Here is a 19,773-nt window from a genome sequence, read left to right on the forward strand (position 1 = left end):
TTCGTTCCGAAACCGGCGAAAAGGACGGACTGATGCGAGGGACGACCGTGCCCCCGGGAATGTGCTGCCGACCGGTCAAAACCGGTGAACTTCCACTGCACCGGCTCGAGGTGCCCGCGCCCGACGCGGTGCCGTTCGCGGTCGGCTCTTTCGACGCGGTGGGACCGTTGTCGCGGGCGGAATTCCCGCATCGGCACACTTTCTACGAAATCGTGCTCGTCACCGGAGGGACCGGCGCGCACGTCGTCGACCTGACGCGGTGGGAACTGAGCCCGCCGCACCTCGGCGTCGTCACACCGGGCCAGGTGCACCACTGGGAGGCGAGCGGGCTCACCGGATCGGTCGTGCTGTTCACCGACGACTTCCTCTTCGACCATCCGGCCGACCGCGAAACCCTGCGCAGGCTGCGAGAACGGCCGTGGCTGCGGCTGGACCGGAACGAGCACGACCGGACCGCGCGGCTGATCGCCGAACTCGAGGAGGAATTCCGCCGAGGCGGCGAGGACGGCGAATCCGTGCTGCGCGCGCTGCTGCACGTGCTGATCGTGCGCGCCGGAAGGCTTCCCGGCATTCCGCCAGCGCCAGCACCCGCCCGCGCCCGCGCGGTAGCGGCGGAATTCGCGCAGCAGGCCGAAAAATCCGAGCTGGGACTGTGGTCGGTGCGCGCGCACGCCGAACGGCTCGGCGTCACTCCCGGCTATCTCACCGAGGCCGTCAAGGCGGCAACCGGGCGTACCGCGGCGGAATTGGTGCGCGAAGCGCGAACGCAGGAGGCGAAACGGTTCCTGCTGCGGACGAATCTGTCCGTGCGGCAGGTGGCGAGCCGCGTCGGATTCGCCGATCCAGCCTACTTTTGTCGGTTCTTTCGGCGCGAAACCGGGTTGAGCCCCGGCGGATTCCGCCGCACCGGCGACACCGCCCCGAAGATTCACCACGACTGCATGACTCCGTCCATCGCTGCGGGCTGATCTCCTCCCTACGGTCGAGGGGAATCCCGAGCCCCCACCGAGGAGCAGGCATGAACGAAGACAGGAAGTTCAGCCGCAAAGCAGTGTTGAAGGCCGCGCTGGCCGCCGGAGTCGCCGCGCCGGTCGCGCTCGTCGGCGGTCCCGCGCTGGCCCGCACGAATTTCGCGGGCGGGCAGAAGGTCGAGCCGACCCCGTACTGCCATGACGGCGACGAGCCGACGATCGACCAGACCGAAGGCCCGTACTTCAAGCCGGACTCGCCCGAGCGCGGCGTGCTCGTCGACGACAGCACCCCGGGCCAGCGGCTCACCGTGAGCGGGTACGTCTTCGGACTGGCCTGCCAGCCGATCGGCCGCGCCCTGCTGGACTTCTGGCAGGCGGACGTGAACGGCGCCTACGACAACGACGGCTTCAACTTCCGCGGCCACCAGTACACGAACGATCTCGGCGAGTTCAAGCTGACCACGATCGTGCCCGGCCTCTACCCCGGCCGGACGCGGCACATCCACGTCAAGGTGCAGGCCCCCGGCCAGCCGATCCTGACGACGCAGCTGTACTTCCCGGGCGAACCGCGGAACAACACCGACACGATCTTCGACCCGCGGCTGCTCATGACCGTCCGGGACGCCCCGAACAACGCCAAGGAGGCCGCGTTCGACTTCGTCCTCAGCGTCCAGCAGACGCCGACCGGCGGGCCGAGCACCGGGCCGACGACGCCGACCGGCCAGCCGGGCGGGACGTCCTGGTCCGCGGGCAAGGCGTACTCCGCCGGCACGCGCGTCACGTTCAACGGGGTCGGCTACGTGTGCCTCCAGGGCCACACCGCCCAGCAGGGCTGGGAACCTCCCAACGCGCCAGCGTTGTGGCAGAAGGGCTGATCCCCTCCCACGAGAACGGCGGGCTCCCCCGGGCCCGCCGTTCTCCGTTTTTCCGGGAAGCCCGGACCGCGGTGTCGAGTTACGGTCGGCTCATTCGTCTTCCATTACGACGACGCCGGACCGGCCCTCGGAGGACACATGCGGTACCTGCTGGTGATCTACGACTGCGACCGTCCCGAACCCGGTGACCCGGCCTTCCCGGACGCGCTGGCCAGGGTGAACGCGTTCGCCGACGAATGCCGCCGGCGCGGGGCGTTCGTGTCCGCCCATCCGCTGCGGGGCGAGCACACCGCGACCACGGTCAGCGTCCGCGACGGGAAGACGCTGATCACCGACGGGCCGTTCCTGGAGACCCACGAGCATCTCGGCGGCGTCTACGTCCTCGACTGCCGCGATCTCGACGAAGCGCTCGAACTCGCCGCGCTGTGCCCGATGGCCGAGGTCGGCACCGTCGAGGTGCGTCCGGTCGCCGACGTGCCCGGCCTGTCCGACCAGGCATGACGTCGGCGTTGCTGCGGGAGTCCTACCGCGAGCACCGGGCCCGGATGCTCGCGGCGCTGGTCCGCGTCCTCGGCGACTTCGAACTCGCCGAGGACGCACTGCAGGACGCGTGCGCGCTCGCCCTGCGCAACTGGGGCGACGAGCCGCCGGACGACCCCGTGGCGTGGCTGCTGACCGCCGCCCGCAACAGCGCCATCGACCGGCTCCGGCGCGCCCGCCGCGGCCAGGAGAAACTCGCTCAGCTCGAAGAACCAGCCACGAGCGTGGGGCCGGCCGAGGAACGCCTGCTCGCGATCGGCGACGAACGGCTCAGCCTCGTCTTCACCTGCTGCCACCCCGCGCTCGCCGAGGAAGCGCGCGTCGCGTTGACGCTGCAGGCGGTGGCCGGGCTGACCGCGGGGCAGATCGCGCGGACGTTCCTGGTCAGCGAGGCGACGCTGGCGCAGCGGCTGGTGCGGGCCAAGCGAAAGATCCGCGACGCCGGGATCAGCCTCGCGGTCCCGCCCGATCATCTGCTGTCCGAGCGGCTGTCCGGGGTTCTGGCGGTGCTGTACTTGATCTTCACCCAAGGCTACACCGCACCGGAACACCGGGAGCTGCAACAGGAAGCGATCCGGCTGGCGAAACTGGTCGCGACGCTCATGCCGGACGAACCGGAAGCGCTCGGCCTGGTTTCGCTGCTGCTCGTGCACGATTCGCGCGCCGCCGCCCGGTATACCCCGGACGGCGACGTCGTGTTGCTCGAAGACCAGGACCGAAGTCGTTGGGACCACAGCGAAATCGCCGAGGCGATCGGGCTGCTGGACCGCGCGCTGCGATTCGAGCTGGTGGGGCCGTATCAGCTGCAGGCCGCCATCGCCGTTCAGCACGCTCAGGCTCGTTCCGCGGCGGACACGGACTGGGCGGCGATCGCCGGGCTGTATCAGCGGTTGTCCGAAACGAATCCGTCGCCGGTGATCGCGTTGAACCACGCCGTCGCGGTCGCTATGGCCACCAGCCCGGCGGAAGGTCTCGCGCTCATCGACGGCATCGAAGGCCTTGACCGGTATCACCTGCTGCACGCCGCGCGCGCCGATCTGCTCCGCCGTCTCGGCCGTGCCGCCGACGCGATGGCCGCGTACCGGCGCGCTCACGAACTCGCCGTCAACCCAGCCGACCGGCGATTCCTCGCGGGCCGCTTAGCCACCTTGGAGTCCTGATGAGACTGTCCATTCTCGACAACGGGCATCGCCTGCGGGCCAGGCTGTTTCTGTCGATCACCTCGAAACAGCCGCCGGACATCGTGAAGATGCTGCTGTACCGTCCCGGCTTTCTCACCCGGCCGCTGCTGGATCTCACCGCTCCGGCGATGCGCGGCCCGTCGTACTGGACGGCCGGGGAACGCGAATTCCTCGCCATGTCAACGGCGTTGCTGCACGAGTGCCCGTTCTGCGTCGACTCGCACGCGGAGCTGACCCGGATCGCCGGACAAGGCGAGATCGACCCGTCGCGGCCCGACGCGGCGCGGCCCGAAGTGCGCACCATCCGGGCGTTTCTGGAGACCGTCACGCTGAACCCGGACCAGATCGCGCTACCGGATCTCCCGCCCGCGGCGATTCGCGAAGCGCTGCGGGTGAATCTGGTGTGGAACATCGTGAACCGGCTTGCGAACGCATTCGGTTTCGTGCTCCGCGAAGGTCAGCTGGAGAGCGGAACCCGTGCCCTGCACAAATTCGGGTACCGGTTCCCGGGCTTCCTGCTCGCCGGCGGCCCGGCGGACACGCACGAGGATCCGGTGGAGAACATGCGGTATTCGGTGTTCACCGCGCCCGCAGTGACCGATCAGGCGCTTCGCGGCGCGGCGGCGAGCGGTGATGGCCTGCCCGCGCCGTTGCAGCCGTTCGCGGCGAAGGTCCGCGACGCGTCCTACCGGCTCACCGACGCTGATTTCGCCGAGCTGGCCTCGAAATATCAGGAGGACGAGGTCTACGAGATCACCGTCGCCGCAGCCGTGGGTGCCGCGTTGCGCAGTTTCGATGCTGGGCAACAGAAACTCGACGCGTAACGCGAACCGGCGGCCGGGGTTTCGAGCACCCGGCCGCCGGTCGCAACAGCTATCCGCTCAGGGGCGGTAGAGCTCCTTGACGACGTCGATGTTGTCGTTCTTGTCGACGTGGATCTCGGCGTGCGGCGGGTTCGCGCCGGACAGCGCCTCCATCAGGGCCTGCTCGGTGCACGGGTTCGTGCCGCGGCCCTGCGGGTCGAGGGCGACGTCGCCGCCCGGGCACAGCTCGGCCGCGCCGAACACCTGGGCGGTCTTGCTCACCGGCAGGCGGTAGGTCTTGCCGTCGCCGGGAACCGGCACGAAGTGGCCGTTGTCCGGGCCGCCCTTCTGCCAGGTGATCAGCTGGAACTGGGCCATGTTGACCGAACGGTCGAACCCGGTGAACTTGACGGTCTGCGTCGTGTTCGGGAAGCGGCGCGTCGGGGCGGCGGGCTGCTGGCCCTTGCCCGCGGTCGGCGCGGTCTTGATCATGAACTCGGTGCCGCCGTCCTTGCCGCAGTTCACGACGCCCTGGGTGAATTCTTCTTCCGCGCCCAATGCGCAGTCCCAGTGTCCCTCAACGCCGAGAACGCGGTGACCGGGGCCTTCGCCCTGCGACGGCACCAATTCGTAGTACTTCGTCATCACATTGAATGCCTCGGTGCATCCGGGAATGCTGCCGTTGGTGCTCTGCACCGCGATCAGGTCCATTTGCTCGCCGCCAGCCGGACCGACCTGTCCGCCGTGCTTGCTGCAGTTGACGTCGCCGTTCGACGTGGCCGCGGTGCCCGCGGCACCGGCCGAACCGCCCTGCGGACCCTGCTTGACCGCCGCCGCGTCGGAAACGCTCTTCGCCGCGGAACCATTTCCGTCGACATTGTTTCCGCTGCACGCGGAAAGCAACGCGGTCGCGGCGACCGCCCCGCCGACCATGACCAGCTTCATCGACTTCATCGCGGTGAATCCCATTGTGCTCTCCCCGGCTTCCGTGTCTTTGGCGTCTTTGGCGAATCTCTAACCCCAAAGACGTGAAGCACCGGAGGACGTTGCTCCGAAGTTCCGCGGGGAGCCATAGTTGCCCCAATGTCGCCCCCGCCTGGTCCGTGCGGGCAGGACCACGGCGGGCTTCGCAACCCCGGCTAGAACACGTCGCGCAGGGTCTCCAGAAGGAGGGCGATGTTCGCCTCGTCTCGGCGGTAGCAGGTCCACTTGCCCCGCCGGGTGGCGACGACGAGCCCCGCCTGCCGCAACATCGCGAGGTACTGCGAGGTGGTCGACTGGCCAAGGCCCGCGCGCCGCTGGATGTCGGTCACGCAGACGCCGATCTCGACGTCCTCGGGCTCCTGGCCGGGTAAGCCCAGCGGATCCTTGAGCCAGACCAGCATCTGGCGGCGGGTCGGGTTGGACAGGGCGCGCCGCGTGCCGACTTCGATGCGCGTGGCGGAACTCGTCCGCTTCGGTGCCGCGGACACCGCGTTCACCGCCCGCGAGCTGCCAAGACCCGTTCCCGGCCCCGGCCAGGTGCTGGTGCGGGTGGAAGCCACCTCCGTGAACCCGCTCGACCTGCAGACCCGGAGCGGCGACTACCGCGACCAGGTCGCGCTGCCCGCGGTGATCGGCAACGACGTCTCCGGCGTGGTGGTCGAAACCGGCCCCGGAGCGGACGACTTCGAGCCGGGCGACGAGGTTTGGTACCTGGCACCGGTGTTCGCCGGGCCGGGCAACTACGCCGAGCTGGGCGCCAGCACCGCGATCGACTTCTCGACCGGCGACTACGTGCCGCAGGTCCGCGCACTAGGCGGGGCGGACGTCGTGCTGGACACGGTGGGCGGAGACACCCTCACCCACAGACCGGAAGCACTCGCCGACCGCGGCCGCGTGGTGTCCATTGTGGATATTCTTGAACCGCAGAACCTGCTCGCCGCGTGGCCGCGTCAACGGGACCTACCACTTTCTCTTCGTCAGCCCCGGCCGCGCGAAGCTCGAAGCCCTCGGCCGGCTGGTCGACCAGGGCAAGCTCCGGCCGGTGATCGATGCCGTGCTGCCGCTGTCCGACATCGCGCAAGCACACGCATTGGTGGAAGGCGGCTCCGCTGGCGGACGTCCAAAGTCGCGATCGCGGCGGGCTAGGCCAAGATGCCGAGCGCGGCCAGCCACACCCGAGTCAGCGTCGCGGCCGCGTCGTCCAGCGAACTGTCCGCGACAAACGCCTGGTAGAAGACGCGTTCGGTCATCCAGACCAGCGCCGAGGCGACCTCCGCCGCGGTTCCGGACGGCATTCCGGCGCGCTCGGCGACACCGCGCATGGTGTCGGCGAGCGCGACCACCGCGGAGCGCCATGCCTGATCGATCGCTGGAACTGACGGCGACAGTTCCACGGCCGTGCGCATCACCGTGCCGTGCTCGCGCCACATCCGCGCGGTCTGCTCGATCCCCTGCCGGACCGCGTCGCCGGGAGCCGCGGCGGCCGCGTCCACCGCGTCGACCTCGGTGCGCAGTCTCGTCACCGTCCGCTCGACCAGCGCGGCGAGCACCTCGTTCTTGGATCCGAAGTAGAAGTAGAGCGCGCCCCGGGTGATCCCGGCCTCCTGCGCGATCGTCGCCACGGTCATGCCGTCCGCGCCCGCGGCGTCCAACTGCTGCTCCGCCGCGTCGAGGATCGCGCGTTCGCGCAGGTCGCCCTTGGTCGGAGCCGTCCGGCGGCGGGTACGGGTGCCTCGCTCTTCCACCAGCACGTTCTATCACACGCCGACTATTTTTGACACTGTGCAGATTTTTCTCAACGCGGTGTAGAGTTTGTTTTATGACCAAGATCTTCCTGATCACCGGCGCCAGCTCCGGCCTCGGCCGCGCGTTCGCCGAAGCCGCGCTCCAGCACGGCCACACCGTCGTCGGCACCGTCCGCAAGCAGGCCGACGCTTCGGAGTTCGAGCGGCTCCAGCCGGGGAAATCCCTCGCGCGCATCCTCGATGTCACCGACGACGAGGCGGTGTTCCGGACCGTCGACGAGATCGAGGCCGGAGTGGGCCCGATCGACGTCGTCATCGCCAACGCCGGGTATGGCCACGAGGGTGTCTTCGAAGAGTCGACGATGGCGGAGCTGCGAGCGCAGTTCGAGGTGAACGTGTTCGGCGTCGTCGCGACAGTGAAGGCGGTGCTGCCGTATCTGCGGCAGCGGCGGCGCGGGCACATCCTCGGCGTCACGTCGATGGCCGGGCTGATCACCGTGCCGGGCACGTCCTTTTACCAAGGCAGCAAGTACGCCGTGGAAGGCATTCTCGAAACGGTCGGCAAAGAGGTCGCCCCGTTCGGCGTGCACGTCACCGCGATCGCGCCGGGATCGTTCCGCACCGACTGGGCGGGCCGGTCGATGGTCCGCACCGAGCGTTCCGTGCCGGACTACGACCAGGTGATGAACCCCATCCGAGAACACCGCCTCGCCGCCAGCGGCAAACAGCTCGGCAACCCGCGGAAGGCCGCTGAAGCCGTGCTGCACATCCTCGACGTCCCGAATCCGCCCGCGCACCTGGTCCTCGGCTCGGACGCGCTGCGTCTCGTCGCCAATGGCCGCGCGGCGGTCGACAAGGAGATCGAGGAGTGGGCCGAGTTGAGCCGGTCCACCGATTTTCCGGACGGCGCCCAGCTGCCTGGCTGAGCTATCGCATTGGATTTGCCGGTAGCCGGTTCGACGTCGACAGGGCGCGGTGGTTCTCTGGCTGGCGAGCCTCCGACCGCAAACCCCGCCACACAGAGCACAGCCCGAAAACCCCGTCGAGAGGTCGTGCCGCACACTCCCCACTGAGAAACCTTCATCGGGCGCGTCCGATGAAGGTTTCTCAGTGGGGAGTGCAGTATCGGCGGCGCTCGGGGTTCTCCCCTGGCGCGAGCCGGTGTTCCGCGGCACCGTAACGAGCCCACCTCAGCCGACGTACGCGGTGAAGGAATGCTTGGCCTGGTACCAGATCGAGATGCCGATCGCCCCGGCCGCCGCCGCGCTGCGCAGGTCCAGCGGGCCGGGCCGGTCGGAGAGGAACGTGAAGTTCCGGATCTGCGCGCCGGGCACGAAGTCGCCCTGGTTGCCTTCCTTGGTCGACCGCACGAAGTCCATCTGCTTGATCTCGATGGTGTCGCCGTATCCGGCGAACAGGTACAGATACGGCGGACGGCCGGCGAGCGGAAGGTAGAAGTGGTCGCCGTTCGGGGCTGCGGGAATCAGCATCAGAGTCTCCTCGTCATTGCCGGGGGCGGGTCCGGCGCCGCCGCCGGGAAGCGGGATGTATTGCTCGTCGATGTCGCACGTGATCCGGTCGACCTCGACCTTGCCGTCGTTGCGCTGCCACAGATGGGTCCAGGTCCGTTCCGCGGCCGTGGGCTGCGAACCGCAGCGCCAGTACCACGACACGACTCCGGCGTCGTGGACCGCGCGCAGCGTCTCGGAGAACCCGTAGAAACCGGCCCGGTTCCGGCCGACCACGCTGGCGAACCCGCTCGCGAATCGCACGACGTCGTCGAGTTGGTAAGCCGCCGCGTGGCTGTCGGCGGCGCAGGCCATCAGCGCGGAGTCCGGGACGCCCATCGCGCGCGCGTCGGCGAGGCCCGCATGTCCGAACGCGACGCCGCGGGCGAAGTCGTCGTCGTTGCCGCTTCCCCACGCGTCGTCGGTGCCCAGTTCGATGACCAGCGCGACGGTGATCCCGCCGCCGACAAGTCTCCGGTATTCGGTGTCAGTGAGCCGTTTCGTGCCGCGGCCCAGCCCGGCGTAGCGGATCACGCCGTCGAAACCGGCCGCTTTGAGCGACCCCGGGCTTGGCTGGCCCGCGGAATAGTCAGCCCAGCGCATGGTGGTCCGACCCGGTTTCGGCGTAGCTCGGCGGCCGGTTGGAACCGAGCAGGATTCGCGTCAGCCACGGCGGCATCTGCGGTTCGAGCTGACGCAGCAACGCGTACACGATGGCCAGCACGACCGGAACGATCACCTGGTTGCCGAGCCCGGACACCGCGTCGGTCACCGAAGCGGGCAGACCGAGCGAGATGAGCCACGCGACGAGCGCCGACCACAGGCCGGGGACGACGGTGCGCAGCCAGGAGGTGAGATGGTCGCCGAGTTGCGTGGTCGGTTGCGTGGTCTGTTGCGGCATGGCTGGTTTCTCCGGCTCGGTGGAAGGTTGGGTCGGCGGTGCGGACGGCTCGGTGATGATCGGCGAAGTGACAGTGTCGTTCGGGAAATCCGGTTCGGTGGCGACTTCGGGCGCGGCGACGACGGATGCGGTCGAACCGTTGCCGCCCGCGCCCGCGGTGCCCGTCGCGTGAGCCGGACTCTCCGCCGGGGCAACGGCTTTCGAGCCGGAGGCCGCGGTCGCACCGGCTGATTTCTCCGCCGCGAACACCACCGAATCAGTCGGATGCGCGACCGGCGGCGGCGTATCGATCTCAGCCGCCTTTTTCGGGGTCTCCGCCGGAGGCGCGGGCGCGACGGGATTCGGTCCCGGCCGGAAGAGCGGTTCGAAGGCGTCCGGCGAATGGGTCACCGCACCGTCCGCGTCGAGCACGCCCAGCACGGCGTAGCGGTACTCGACCCCGTGCGGCGGCACCGGACGCGGGCCGTCGTCGTCGCGGGGCCATTCGACGTCTCCGGTCACCGTTCTCGCCGGGATCTGCCAGTAGTCGCCGCGCCGGTAGGTGCCCGGCTGACCGGCCGGGACCTCCGCCGACGATCTCGGCGGGGCCTCGAACCGGACCTGGACGCCGTCCTCCAGGTCGATCCAGGTGTTCTCGACCAGCGGCACCGCGCCGTCCTCGCTGTCGTCCGGGGCGAGGTGGTCCCAGCGGCGCAGGAACGGATGCAGGTCGGCGTCGGAGCCGGGGCCACAGCGTTCGTCGAGCTCGTCGTCCAGCGTGACGAGCCGGTCCGCCGGGTCGATCGCCACGACCTTCCGCAGCGCGGGCGCGGCTTCGGGCCGGTCCTCCGCGGGGATGTCGTCCGCGACGCGGGTGGCGGCCGCGTCGTCGAGCAGTTCGACCCAGTCGCCGACGTCCAGGTCCAGTTTGCTGTCCCGGCCCAGCGTGCCGAGCGTCACCGTCGCGCCGGACACCGAGACGATCGGGAACACCACCGACGCGTTCTCCCGCGACCACTTGAAGGTCGCGCCGTGCAGCGTCCGGCCGAAACCCTTGGTAGGCAAGGAATCCCTCCATCCGCGACCGCCGGTGTGCACCTCGACGCGGTACAGCTGGTTCTCCTGGCCGCGGAACCGCGCCTCCGGCGGCAGGTGGCAGGCATCGGTGTCGCCCGGGTGTTTCGCCTGGGCGGAGAGAAGACCGGGCTCCGGGTTCAGGGATTGCCGGAACGATGCGAAATCGCCGACGCCCTGTCCCGCGCACCAGGCCACCTGCCAGACGACCTTGGCCCGCGCCGCGGTGTCCGGCCCCGGATCGCCGAGCGCGACCTCGCGGATCGCCGGGTCCTGCAGCGCGGTGATCAGCCGTTCCCACACCCGCAGGTACACCACGAACGGCCCGGTCTCGGGGAGTTCGTCCTTCTCCGGGTCGAGGTAGCCCTCGGGCTGGGCCCAATAGGTCGTGGCCTGGTCGTTCTCGACCAGCAGCCCGTCGACGTACAGCCGGCCCGCCGAGATCTTCAGGTTGTCTATTTTCGAGTGGTCCTGGTGCGGGTCGATCCGGAACCCGGGCGCCCCGGCGGGCGCGGCGGACTGGCCGAGCAGGTCGGCCACCGTGGTCCGCAGCTGGTAGAGCAGGATCGCGGCCTGCTCGTTCGCGTCCGCGTCGAGCTGGACCCGGCCCTGCTGCGCCAGCACCGCGGAGAAGTGCTTCAGCGAGTCGAAGGTGCGGCGCGAGTAGTCGGCTTGCATGGCGGTCTCCTAAGTGGCGAACAGGATGCCGGCGTCCGTGCCGGCCGGGGTGTACTCGGCGAGCCGCAGCCGGAGACTGTCCTCGCGTTGTGGCTGGAACAAGTCGTGGAAGACCCCCATCTCCGAACCGTCCTCCGCGCCGCGGCCGATTTCGTCCGGCCCCGGCCGCGCGAGCTGCGCGTAGCCCGGGGTGCCGTAGCGGATCGAGGTGAACCGGGGGACGACGCGGACCGGATCGCCGGAATGCTCCGGCTCGCAATGGAACCGGGGCGGGGTGCGCGAACTCTCCGGCAGCCAGCAGAACCGCACGCAACCGTCTTGACGCCGGGCGATCCGCACTCGACCGTCCATAATGGAGTTCTCGAGCAATCCGGCGGCGTGCGCGAAGACGGAACCGAACACCGTACACCGGCGGACGTCGACCACCGCGTGCGCGCAGCCGTCGTCCGGACCGCAGAGCGCGGCGAGGTCCGGACCGGCGGCATCGAGAATGCTGTCGGTGAGCCGGATCTGGTTGGGTTCGCGGCGCACTTCGTCGGCGGTGACAAGGATCGTGCCGAGGATGCTGTGTTCCACGCAGAGACACGCTGACGTGTCAGTGAGTTCGACGCTCGCCTCTTCCTCGTGTTCCGGACAGCATCGCGCGTCGAGCGACCACCCCGGCACCAAAGTGCAGTGCCGCACCGCGAACTGCCCGACCGGACCGTGCACCTGAACGCTGCGCCCGGTGATCAGCAGCCCGTCGAAGACGACCTTGGGCAGCGGATCGTCCTTCGCGCCGCGGTCGGTCCCGATGATCCGCAGCGCGTCCGGACGGTTGCTGGTCCAGTCGAGCAGGCGCAGCACCGGACGTTTTCCGTCGGCTGCCCGCAGTGTCAGGCAATCGCCGCGGTCGACCACCAGCTTGATTTGTTCTTGGTACGCCCCGCTGTCGGTGAATTCGATGACCGCCTGGCGTGCCGTCGAATCGGTTTCCTTGTCCCGCTGCCACTCCTCGACGGCTTCCATGACGAGTTCGTGATGCCCAGGACCGACGCGATAGACGTGCTTCGACGCTTCCGTCGCGCGCGGATATTCACCAGCGCCGAGGTCATCGGAAAACCCGTAGTGATAGTCGACCCAGACTCCGGATTCCGGTGCCTGCCGGGCGGGGAAGGCGAGCCGGCCGAGCACCGGGTCGAGCGCGACCTTCCCGTGCGCGGGCCGGTACCGCCAACCGGACAGATCCGCGGGCACGATGTCGGCCAGCGGGATCGGATTCCCGTCGCTCAGGTAGACGCACAGGCTCTTTTCGGGTCCATAGTAGACAGCCGGGCGCTCGGCGAACGCTTGCCGCCGAATGAAAACCGGCACGTTCGTCTCGTCCGCGATGTGATTCGGCGACGGCTCCCGCACCGGCGAGACGATCAGCGGAGTGTCGTTGCCGAGAATGCTGAAGGTGAACCGGGTCCGCGCCCGGTCCTCGCAATACGCGGGCCCGCGCGTGATCGAATACGGCTTCAGCCGCCACACGTACAGGCCGGTCTCCGGGATGCCGTAGCGGCCGGTCCCCCGGTGCGAGGTGATCCGCCGGACGTCGATCGAATGTGCCAGCTCGTCGAACGGCCCGTCGAGCCGGTCGAGCGCGTCGGCTCCGCGGAGGTCGGCCAGCTGTCCCCTGGTCAGCCTCCGCCGGTCCGCTCGCGGATCCCGGCCGTGCAGCCGGACGGCTTGCGAGACCGCCAGCAGCTGCCGGAATTCGACCGCCCGCGCGGGCCACTCCGCGACGTCCGCGGCGAGTTGTTCCAGCAGCGCCAAGGTTCCTTTGCGCCGCCGGTTCCCGACGGTGTGCGCGACATCGCGCCGAGGCGCGAGAGCCGACAACAACCGGCGGGCCGCCGCTGATCCCGTCGCGAGCGTTTCGTCGGCACCGGGCAGGATCTGGTACCCGACGAGATCGCCGAGGTACGGCGCGACCCAGTCCTGACAGGTCTCGATGAACCAGTCCGCGTACTGCGCGTCCAGGTCGGCGCCGATCAGGTCGGCCTGTTCGGTGATCACGCCGAGCAACGCCTTGAGCGGCCCCGCGTTCTCCTCGTCGCGCCGCCGGTAGACCGACGGCATCAGGTCGTAGAGCCGGTCCGGATTGCGGGTCATGGGATCCTCACCAACATCAACGCCTCCGGCACCCCGGCCGGGAGCACGGCGAGCCGCGCGGGCCGGATTCCGCGGTACACGGCCAACTTCTCTCCCGGCTCAAGCTGGGTCGAATCCAGCCCCGGGTTCAACCGGACCAGTTCGTCCACCGTCAGCCCGTGCCGGAGCGCCATGGTCGTCAAGGTGTCCGTACCGAAAGAGTCCACATGGCCCACCTCGTCGAAAACCTCCTCGAACCGCGCCCCGGACGCCCCGACGCACGGCTTCGCCTCGGTGAGCCGGTCCGCGACCGTGGCCAGCTCGATCGGCGTGACATCGCCGCCGATCCCGTCGAACACGTTGATCGCGGCGTAATCGACACCCGGCACGGCCTGGATCGCGGCGAACGCCTCGCTGAGGAACGCGGGTTGGCCGAGTTCCCGGTGCGCAAAGGAAAACCTGTCCAGCAACGCGGCGCGCACAGCGGGTTCCACCAGCTCCCACGAGTAGTCGGGCAGCACCTTGATCCCGGCGCGCAGCACGAGCAGCACCCGTTCCCGCACCGCGACCCGCACCTCGACGCCGTGATCGCCGAAGCCCGCCAACGCCGCTTCCAGCGCGACCACCGAACCGGAGGACGAGTCGATCCGCGCGTCGCCGGTCGCCGCGACCGTCACGTGCACGACCCGCCGTCCGCCGTCGGAAAGCTTGACTGCCTTGGCTTTCCCGATCCCGGCCCGGGCGCGCGTGAAGTCCTCGTAGTCGCGGACCGACACCAGCCGGTCGAGCGCGAGCATCCGCAGCGGGATCGACGCCCGGGCGTCCGCCGGTCCGTCGCCGTCCGCTCCCCCGCCGGACGCCAGCGGGTTGGTCACCGCACGCACGCCCGGTGGCCGTCCGGTGGCCTGGCTGATCTGCCCGGCCGCGACATTCCCGTCGTGGCCCGCGCCGATCCGGTAAACCGCCGTCACGTTCTCCGTGCCGGCGGGGATGCGCGCGCCGTGGACGCCGTCCCCGAACCGAAGCGTGCGGGTTCCGCTCGCGCCGACGGAGACCTCGTAGTCGTGACTCGTCGGCCCGGACCAGACCAGCCCGTCGGTTTCGTGCCACCGCACGCCGGACACGCGCGCGGTGAGCGTGCTTTCCGCGCCGGAAGCGTTGGCGGACGGCCGGAACGTGAGCGGGTTGTCCGCATTGGCTTGGCGCAGCTGGAAGATCTGGTTGGGCACGCCCGGATCGCCGCTGCCGAGCACCTCGGTGCGGGTCTCGCCCTGATCCGCCTCCACGACGTTGCCGTAGAGGGTCACGGTGTCACGGCGGTACCGGTAGGACAACGCCGTGGCCAGCGACAGGAACGTACGGACGCGGCTGCCGTGGCGGGACGGTTCGACCCGTTGCCGGATGCCGGCGACCATCGTCACCTCGGCGGCCTGGACCCCGCTGGTGTGCGGCACGTCGGTGCGTTCGCCGGACACCACCAGCCACCGGCCCGGCCGGAGCCCGTCGTAGACCCGCGACAGTTCGATCTCGTCGCCTTCCACGTCCTTGGTGATCGGGTCGCCGACCGCGGTGAGCGCTTCGCCGCGCGCCCAGACGACCGTGCCTGCCGCCGGGACCGGCGAAACGACCTGGTTCACCGTGATCTTGGTGACCTGCTTGGTCCCGATCTGCTCGGCTTTGCCCGGAATGGTGACTTTGACGGTGTCCAGCACCGCAGCCGTCACTTGCGCGGCGGACTGCTGGCCGTCCGGCGATTCCAGCACGACCCAGCTGCCGCGGGCGATGCCGTCGTACACCGCGTCCAGCCACACCGTCGTGGTGTCCGCCGCGTCCGCCTTCGCACAGGCTGGCCGATCCCCCGCGACCGCTCTGATCCGCAGCACCTGCAGGCCGGACAACGCGGGCGGCGGCGCGATCTGCTCGTTCGCCCACGCGTGGTGCAGGTTCGGCCCCAGCCGGGGGTCGGCCTCGATGAGCAGTTTCGGGTGCACGTCCGAACCGGGATGGAACAGCTGGTCCACTGTGGACGGAAGGTCGATCGCTTTGCGCGGCGGCCGGGAAGGCTCTCGCCGCAGCCACGGCAGGATCGGGGTGAGCCCGACCAGCGCCGTCCCCCGGTCGCAATCGGTGCCATAGCTGGATCCGCAGTCGGATTCGCAGTCGGATTCGCGATCGTCGGAGCGGTATCGCGGCGACGAACAGAACAGTCCGCGGGCGAAGTTGTTCAGGTAACGCAGCTCCGGATCGCTTTCCCGAAACGCCGCGACGCAGATCTTCAGCAGCGCTTCGGTCGCGTCCACAACCTGTCCGACGAAATTCCGGAACCACTCCTGGATCGCGCAGCTCGCGTGCGCCCGGGCGAGCGCGGCGTGTTCCGCCAGCTCGGTGCGCACGTGGTAGGCCGTGCGGGCCAGGACGAAGCTCATCGAGGCCGGGGTGCCGAGACTGAGCAAATAGGTCTTCGTGGCGTTCAGCGCGGTTATCGTGACGGTGCTCCAGGGCGATGGCGCGGGCTGGAGCCGCACCGCGGTGGCGATCGCCTCGACGAGGACGGAGATCGCCTGGTCCAGGTCTTCGAGGCGGACGCCCGTGGTGGCCAGCTTCGCGGTCGTCCGGTTGGCCTGGAAGTCCGCCGTCGCTTCGGCGACCACGCGGATCTTCGGCGGGAACGTGCCGAACAGCAGCAGCAACCGGTCCCCCGGCTTGAGCGCCGCCGCGGTGCCTTCGATCCCGATCTGTCCGACGATCGGGGCGGAGTCGGTGGTGATGTCCACCGGGTCCGCAGTGGCGACCCGGAGCGCGTTCCACTCCTCGCGGGCCTGGAGTTCTGTCGTGGTCTCGAACGTCTGCGGCAGCTGGTTCTGCGCGGGCACGCTCTTCGCGGCGGTACCCGCCGGAATCACCGTCCGCGCGCCGGGATCCAGCGTGTACGCGAGGTAGGTGGTCGCCGCCAGCGCGGGCCGCGGCGTGTAGCCGACGAGAGCGCCGAGGTGGGTGAGCGATTCGGGTTCGGTGGCGGTCCGCAGGTAACCCTCGTTGGCGATCCGCTCCTGGTAGAAGGTCAGCACGTCGCCGACGACGGCCCAGCAGTCCAGCAGCGCGATCGCCGGGTCGTCCGGGTCCCGGGTGGTGAGCGGGAGCAGTGCCTCCCGGCTCGCCAGCCGGGCCAGCATGGACTGGCGGAACCGCGCGTAGGTGCCGATCCGCCGGGACAGCGCGGGCAGGCCGGGGCGCTGGTAGGTCGTCGCCGGGGTGGCCGGGGACCCTGTGCCGGTTCGCGCACACTCGTTCATCGTCCGCCTGCCAGGTCGAGGGTGAGCTGCCCGTTCTCGGGCCGGCTCGGGTCGTCGTCCAGTTGCGCCACCTCGAGCGGTCCGATCGGGAGGACGCCGGTGGCGAGTGCGGTGCCGGGCGGGCCGAACAGCCGCTCCAGCCGGGTCACCTCGGCGTGCCGGACCCCGGGTACCGCCGCCGCGGTCGCGACGAGCTGGCCGACCCGGATCGGCGTGCCGAAGGTGAGGCGATCCGGGTGGAAGAACGCGCCGAACGCCCGCCGCAACGCCGTCCGCACGTGTCCGGCGATGTGATCGGGCAGCACCTCGACGTGCACTGTCAGATCGAGCGGGACGAGGGTCGCGGTGAAGACCGAAAGGTCATGGCCGATCCGCCGGTAGCGGTACAGCCCGGCGCGGGTTTCGTCGAGCAGCCAGGCCGGCGCGACCTCCATGCCGAGCGGATCGATCGCGACCTGCGCCTCGTACCAGCTGCCCGTCCACCGCAAGTCGCCCGCGGCCCGCTGCACGCTCGGCGAGGCACCGGCCAGCGTCGCGTAGTCGTCAGCCGTGATGGCGCGCAACAGCCGACGCCGGACCTCCTGCGGAGCCCGCAGCCGTACCTCGGATACTGGCTCGGGATCGACTCCACCGTTAGCAGGCAACGGATTCCGCACGCTTCGGATGCCGGGCACCTCCGTGCGGTCGAAGATGATGCTGCTGATCGCTTCACGGCCGACGTTCCCGGCCAGACCGGTTCCCACCCGCAGCGCCGCGGTGAGCTCGCCGCCCAAGGGAAACTTCGCGCCATTGCGGCCGTCGCCGAACCGCAGCACGGTCGCGCCGGTGTCGGTGACCTCGCCGACGAAGTGCCGGTCCGCTGGTCCGCTGTCGAGCAGATCCCGCTGTGGCAGCCAAATACTCTGGTTTCGGTCGGTGACCGTCACCGCGGGCAGCGCCGCGCGCGGATCCGGTCGCGTGGCGAGACTTGCCGGACCGCGGAACGCTGCCCGGTGCTCATCGAGCTTCGCGCCTTCCTCCGCACCCCAGCTCTGGCTGATCTCCCAGCCCTCGTTCTTCGCGGTGAGCACGTATCCCGCACGCGCCTGGCGGACGAGGTCTTCCAGCCGCTCCAGTTTCGTTTCCAGCAAATCGTCGAAACCGGCCAGCAGATACCGCAGCGCGCGTCGTGGATGTTCACGGAGGCCGAACTTCTTCACGAGCTTGGCCCCGAAAAGCACGGTGACGAACTTGATGTCCTCTTCGGACAGTTCACTTCGCCACAGCTTGGTCAGCCGAGCGCGGATCCGGACGGGAAGACCCACCAGCCAGCGCGCCTGCGCGGCCGCGAGGTCGGCGGGATCCGGGAACGGAACGCTTTGCGTGACCGGCTGGTGTCGCAGCTGCGGCTGAACAACCACCGGTAACGGCGGGTAAGCAGGTACCGGTTCGGTTTCTCCGCAACCACAGCCACAGTCGCGCGGACACTGTGGTTCTTCCGGCGCGGGGTCGGGAACGCAGTGGCACTCCGGGCCGATCCGCTGGCCGTGCTCGACCAGCACTACGTTTCCCCGAGCGACCCCGACCTCGAGGTCGACACAGTCCGGACCGCCACGAGCGTTGACACATAACGGAAAGGTCAGCGCGTCCTCGCGAGACCACGTCACTTCCAGCAGCTTTTGCCGGTACAGCTCGTCTTCTGTCTCGCTCACTGAGGTCAGCCGGACAGCCTGCCGGTGCGCGTGGTCAGCGTCGGCCGGAAGACCGGACTGCGCGCCGACCAGTTCCTCGAAAAGCACCACGTCGCCCGGTGCGAGACACAACTCCCGGTCGCTGTCCACGAGGACGGCCGAAGTCGTCCCGACCGGCAGACAGCAATCGTGGTCGCCCCACGTCCACAGGCTGATCCGGTTGCGCGCGGGAATCAGGCGGACCTCTTCGTCGTGGACCGGCTCGAATACCTCCGGCGCACCGCGGAGATCGCTTTCCTTCAAGGAGGCACCGGGCAGCGTGCTGAACCGGAAAGTCCCCTTCGGAAGGGTGACCTCGTCGGCCGCTTCGATGCACACCCAGGCCCGCGCGGAACAACCGTCGTGCATCGGGTAGTCGACCAGCCGCGCGTGCCGCCGCACGGAAACCCGCAGGCGCGCGGTGTCCAGATACGCCTCGGTGGCCACGGCGTCTTGCTGGTAACTCAGCCGGTCGCCCTCGTAGGAGAGCAGTTCCGTGAGCATGATGCCGAGGTCGGGGATGTGTCGTTCGGTCCAGGACGGCATCGTCAGCTTCAACCGGTCCAGCAGCAGTTGCCGGAAGCTGGCGTAATCCTTGCTGAGGTAATCGATCTCGGCCGCGGCTTCCGCCGGTGGCACGCTTTCCTCGACCGGCGCGCAGTCGACGTCGCCGCAGCTGCCGAACGTGAAGTCCACATAGGAGTACCGCGGATCGAAGCCCGGATACGGTCTCGTCCCCGGCTTGCCGATCGGTCCGCACTCCACAATGGACAACCGGTAGGTCGACAGGTCTCCGGCGCGGTCGACCGTCAGCCGCACCGCGTCGGCGAGGTCGGGATCATCGCTGCCCCACAGTTCGACGGCCACCACGGCGATCCCGGTCACACGCCGTCCGCCGTCGATCCGGAAGTTGGCCGGTACCAGTCCTTCCGTTGCCTTGCCGAAGAATCCCACCGTGAGCGAACGACCGTCGTCGCTCACGCCCACCGAGTCGATCCCGTTGCCGCCCGCGACGCGCACGTCCGCTCGGCGGCGTTCGTCCGCACAGCCGATCATGCCGCCCTCCCGATGATGACGTCCTCGCGCCGTTCGCCGGTCGCGAGGAGGAGATAGCCGATCTCGATCCGCAAAGTGCTTTCCTCGGCGGTGACCTCCAGGTGCTGCACGGTGATCAGGTCGCCTAGCCAGCGGTGCAACGCACCCTCCGCCGACGCCTGCACCGCCGCCGCCAGCTCCGGACTGTTCGGCTCGAACACCAGGTCCAGCAGTCCGCAGCCGAAGTCCGGGCGCATCACGCGCTCCCCCGGCGTGGTGAAGAGCAGCTGTTCGATCAGGTCGAGCACGTGGTTCGCGTAGCCGGTTTCCGCGACCCGCCCGCGTTGGTCGAAATGGAACGGGAAGTCGATGTCCACAGTGG

General features: G+C 69.4%; 15 protein-coding genes and 2 pseudogenes. 8 read left to right on the forward strand and 9 right to left on the reverse strand.

Annotated elements, in window-relative coordinates; all coding sequences use genetic code 11:
* Window positions 1–32 precede the first annotated feature (32 nt).
* The 5 genes from ACZ7SW_RS18555 (at window position 33) to ACZ7SW_RS18575 (ending at window position 4,391) form a co-directional block, all read left to right on the forward strand.
* Window positions 33–968 (forward strand): helix-turn-helix transcriptional regulator, encoded by a 936-nt coding sequence (locus ACZ7SW_RS18555; protein WP_470231625.1) that lies wholly within the window; start codon window positions 33–35, stop codon window positions 966–968.
* A gap of 50 nt (window positions 969–1,018) precedes the next feature.
* Window positions 1,019–1,846: a dioxygenase family protein gene (locus tag ACZ7SW_RS18560; protein WP_470231626.1), complete on the forward strand. Its 828-nt coding sequence runs from the start codon at window positions 1,019–1,021 to the stop codon at window positions 1,844–1,846.
* Between the two features lie 138 nt (window positions 1,847–1,984).
* Window positions 1,985–2,347 (forward strand): YciI family protein, encoded by a 363-nt coding sequence (locus ACZ7SW_RS18565; protein WP_470231627.1) that lies wholly within the window; start codon window positions 1,985–1,987, stop codon window positions 2,345–2,347.
* Window positions 2,344–3,546 carry an RNA polymerase sigma factor gene (locus tag ACZ7SW_RS18570; protein ID WP_470231628.1) on the forward strand — a complete coding sequence of 401 codons (1,203 nt, stop codon included), beginning with the start codon at window positions 2,344–2,346 and terminating at the stop codon, window positions 3,544–3,546. Before ACZ7SW_RS18565 ends, ACZ7SW_RS18570 begins: the two co-directional genes overlap by 4 nt.
* Complete coding sequence (locus ACZ7SW_RS18575; protein WP_470231629.1) at window positions 3,546–4,391, forward strand: carboxymuconolactone decarboxylase family protein; 846 nt, start codon at window positions 3,546–3,548, stop codon at window positions 4,389–4,391. The genes ACZ7SW_RS18570 and ACZ7SW_RS18575 overlap by 1 nt, the downstream gene beginning before the upstream one ends.
* 57 nt (window positions 4,392–4,448) lie before the next feature.
* On the opposite strand, the gene ACZ7SW_RS18580 is transcribed toward ACZ7SW_RS18575, so the two are convergent.
* Together ACZ7SW_RS18580 and ACZ7SW_RS18585 are read right to left on the reverse strand one after the other, a co-directional pair.
* The gene (locus ACZ7SW_RS18580; RefSeq protein ID WP_470231630.1) at window positions 4,449–5,339 is read right to left on the reverse strand and encodes a hypothetical protein; all 891 of its coding nucleotides are present in this window, start codon (window positions 5,337–5,339) and stop codon (window positions 4,449–4,451) included.
* Between the two features lie 170 nt (window positions 5,340–5,509).
* A complete protein-coding gene (locus ACZ7SW_RS18585) occupies window positions 5,510–5,755 on the reverse strand; it encodes an ArsR/SmtB family transcription factor (RefSeq protein ID WP_470231631.1) in 246 nt (81 codons plus the stop codon).
* 46 nt (window positions 5,756–5,801) lie between these two features.
* Between ACZ7SW_RS18585 and ACZ7SW_RS18590 the strand changes: the two are divergent.
* Both ACZ7SW_RS18590 and ACZ7SW_RS18595 read left to right on the forward strand, forming a co-directional pair.
* Window positions 5,802–6,086: pseudogene (locus ACZ7SW_RS18590) on the forward strand (alcohol dehydrogenase catalytic domain-containing protein); the annotation flags it as partial.
* 184 nt (window positions 6,087–6,270) lie between these two features.
* Window positions 6,271–6,411, forward strand: a pseudogene (locus tag ACZ7SW_RS18595) (zinc-binding dehydrogenase); the annotation flags it as partial.
* A gap of 85 nt (window positions 6,412–6,496) precedes the next feature.
* Here ACZ7SW_RS18595 and ACZ7SW_RS18600 read toward each other — a convergent pair.
* Window positions 6,497–7,099, reverse strand: coding sequence for a TetR/AcrR family transcriptional regulator (locus tag ACZ7SW_RS18600; protein ID WP_470231632.1), 603 nt, complete (start codon window positions 7,097–7,099; stop codon window positions 6,497–6,499).
* A 74-nt stretch (window positions 7,100–7,173) separates the two neighbouring features.
* Between ACZ7SW_RS18600 and ACZ7SW_RS18605 the strand changes: the two genes are divergently transcribed.
* Window positions 7,174–8,025 (forward strand): oxidoreductase, encoded by an 852-nt coding sequence (locus ACZ7SW_RS18605; protein ID WP_470231633.1) that lies wholly within the window; start codon window positions 7,174–7,176, stop codon window positions 8,023–8,025.
* A 264-nt stretch (window positions 8,026–8,289) separates the two neighbouring features.
* On the opposite strand, the gene ACZ7SW_RS18610 is transcribed toward ACZ7SW_RS18605, so the two are convergent.
* The 6 genes from ACZ7SW_RS18610 to ACZ7SW_RS18635 are packed head-to-tail and all read right to left on the reverse strand — an operon-like array spanning window position 8,290 to window position 19,768.
* Entirely contained in the window at window positions 8,290–9,210 is a 921-nt protein-coding gene (locus tag ACZ7SW_RS18610) for a glycoside hydrolase domain-containing protein (RefSeq protein ID WP_470231634.1), read from the reverse strand.
* Window positions 9,197–11,239, reverse strand: coding sequence for a DUF6519 domain-containing protein (locus tag ACZ7SW_RS18615; RefSeq protein ID WP_470231635.1), 2,043 nt, complete (start codon window positions 11,237–11,239; stop codon window positions 9,197–9,199). The genes ACZ7SW_RS18610 and ACZ7SW_RS18615 overlap by 14 nt, the downstream gene beginning before the upstream one ends.
* A gap of 9 nt (window positions 11,240–11,248) precedes the next feature.
* On the reverse strand, window positions 11,249–13,375 hold the full coding sequence (locus ACZ7SW_RS18620; protein ID WP_470231636.1) for a hypothetical protein: 2,127 nt from the start codon (window positions 13,373–13,375) through the stop codon (window positions 11,249–11,251).
* Window positions 13,372–16,647 (reverse strand): putative baseplate assembly protein, encoded by a 3,276-nt coding sequence (locus ACZ7SW_RS18625; RefSeq protein WP_470231637.1) that lies wholly within the window; start codon window positions 16,645–16,647, stop codon window positions 13,372–13,374. Before ACZ7SW_RS18625 ends, ACZ7SW_RS18620 begins: the two co-directional genes overlap by 4 nt.
* Window positions 16,644–19,412, reverse strand: a complete 2,769-nt coding sequence (locus ACZ7SW_RS18630; RefSeq protein WP_470231638.1) for a putative baseplate assembly protein — start codon at window positions 19,410–19,412, stop codon at window positions 16,644–16,646. The genes ACZ7SW_RS18625 and ACZ7SW_RS18630 overlap by 4 nt, the downstream gene beginning before the upstream one ends.
* Complete coding sequence (locus tag ACZ7SW_RS18635) at window positions 19,409–19,768, reverse strand: GPW/gp25 family protein (RefSeq protein WP_470231639.1); 360 nt, start codon at window positions 19,766–19,768, stop codon at window positions 19,409–19,411. The genes ACZ7SW_RS18630 and ACZ7SW_RS18635 overlap by 4 nt, the downstream gene beginning before the upstream one ends.
* Window positions 19,769–19,773: the final 5 nt, after the last annotated feature.

It is taken from the genome of Amycolatopsis sp. NPDC114484, assembly GCF_055633755.1.

Bases quoted from the DNA above. Each gene is read 5' to 3' on its own strand.
- ACZ7SW_RS18555 (WP_470231625.1), top strand. From the start codon at position 33: ATGCGAGGGACGACCGTGCCCCCGGGAATGTGCTGCCGACCGGTCAAA.
- ACZ7SW_RS18560 (WP_470231626.1), top strand. From the start codon at position 1,019: ATGAACGAAGACAGGAAGTTCAGCCGCAAAGCAGTGTTGAAGGCCGCG.
- ACZ7SW_RS18565 (WP_470231627.1), top strand. From the start codon at position 1,985: ATGCGGTACCTGCTGGTGATCTACGACTGCGACCGTCCCGAACCCGGT.
- ACZ7SW_RS18570 (WP_470231628.1), top strand. From the start codon at position 2,344: ATGACGTCGGCGTTGCTGCGGGAGTCCTACCGCGAGCACCGGGCCCGG.
- ACZ7SW_RS18575 (WP_470231629.1), top strand. From the start codon at position 3,546: ATGAGACTGTCCATTCTCGACAACGGGCATCGCCTGCGGGCCAGGCTG.
- ACZ7SW_RS18580 (WP_470231630.1), bottom strand. From the start codon at position 5,339: ATGGGATTCACCGCGATGAAGTCGATGAAGCTGGTCATGGTCGGCGGG.
- ACZ7SW_RS18585 (WP_470231631.1), bottom strand. From the start codon at position 5,755: ATGCTGGTCTGGCTCAAGGATCCGCTGGGCTTACCCGGCCAGGAGCCC.
- ACZ7SW_RS18605 (WP_470231633.1), top strand. From the start codon at position 7,174: ATGACCAAGATCTTCCTGATCACCGGCGCCAGCTCCGGCCTCGGCCGC.
- ACZ7SW_RS18610 (WP_470231634.1), bottom strand. From the start codon at position 9,210: ATGCGCTGGGCTGACTATTCCGCGGGCCAGCCAAGCCCGGGGTCGCTC.
- ACZ7SW_RS18615 (WP_470231635.1), bottom strand. From the start codon at position 11,239: ATGCAAGCCGACTACTCGCGCCGCACCTTCGACTCGCTGAAGCACTTC.
- ACZ7SW_RS18620 (WP_470231636.1), bottom strand. From the start codon at position 13,375: ATGACCCGCAATCCGGACCGGCTCTACGACCTGATGCCGTCGGTCTAC.
- ACZ7SW_RS18625 (WP_470231637.1), bottom strand. From the start codon at position 16,647: ATGAACGAGTGTGCGCGAACCGGCACAGGGTCCCCGGCCACCCCGGCG.
- ACZ7SW_RS18630 (WP_470231638.1), bottom strand. From the start codon at position 19,412: ATGATCGGCTGTGCGGACGAACGCCGCCGAGCGGACGTGCGCGTCGCG.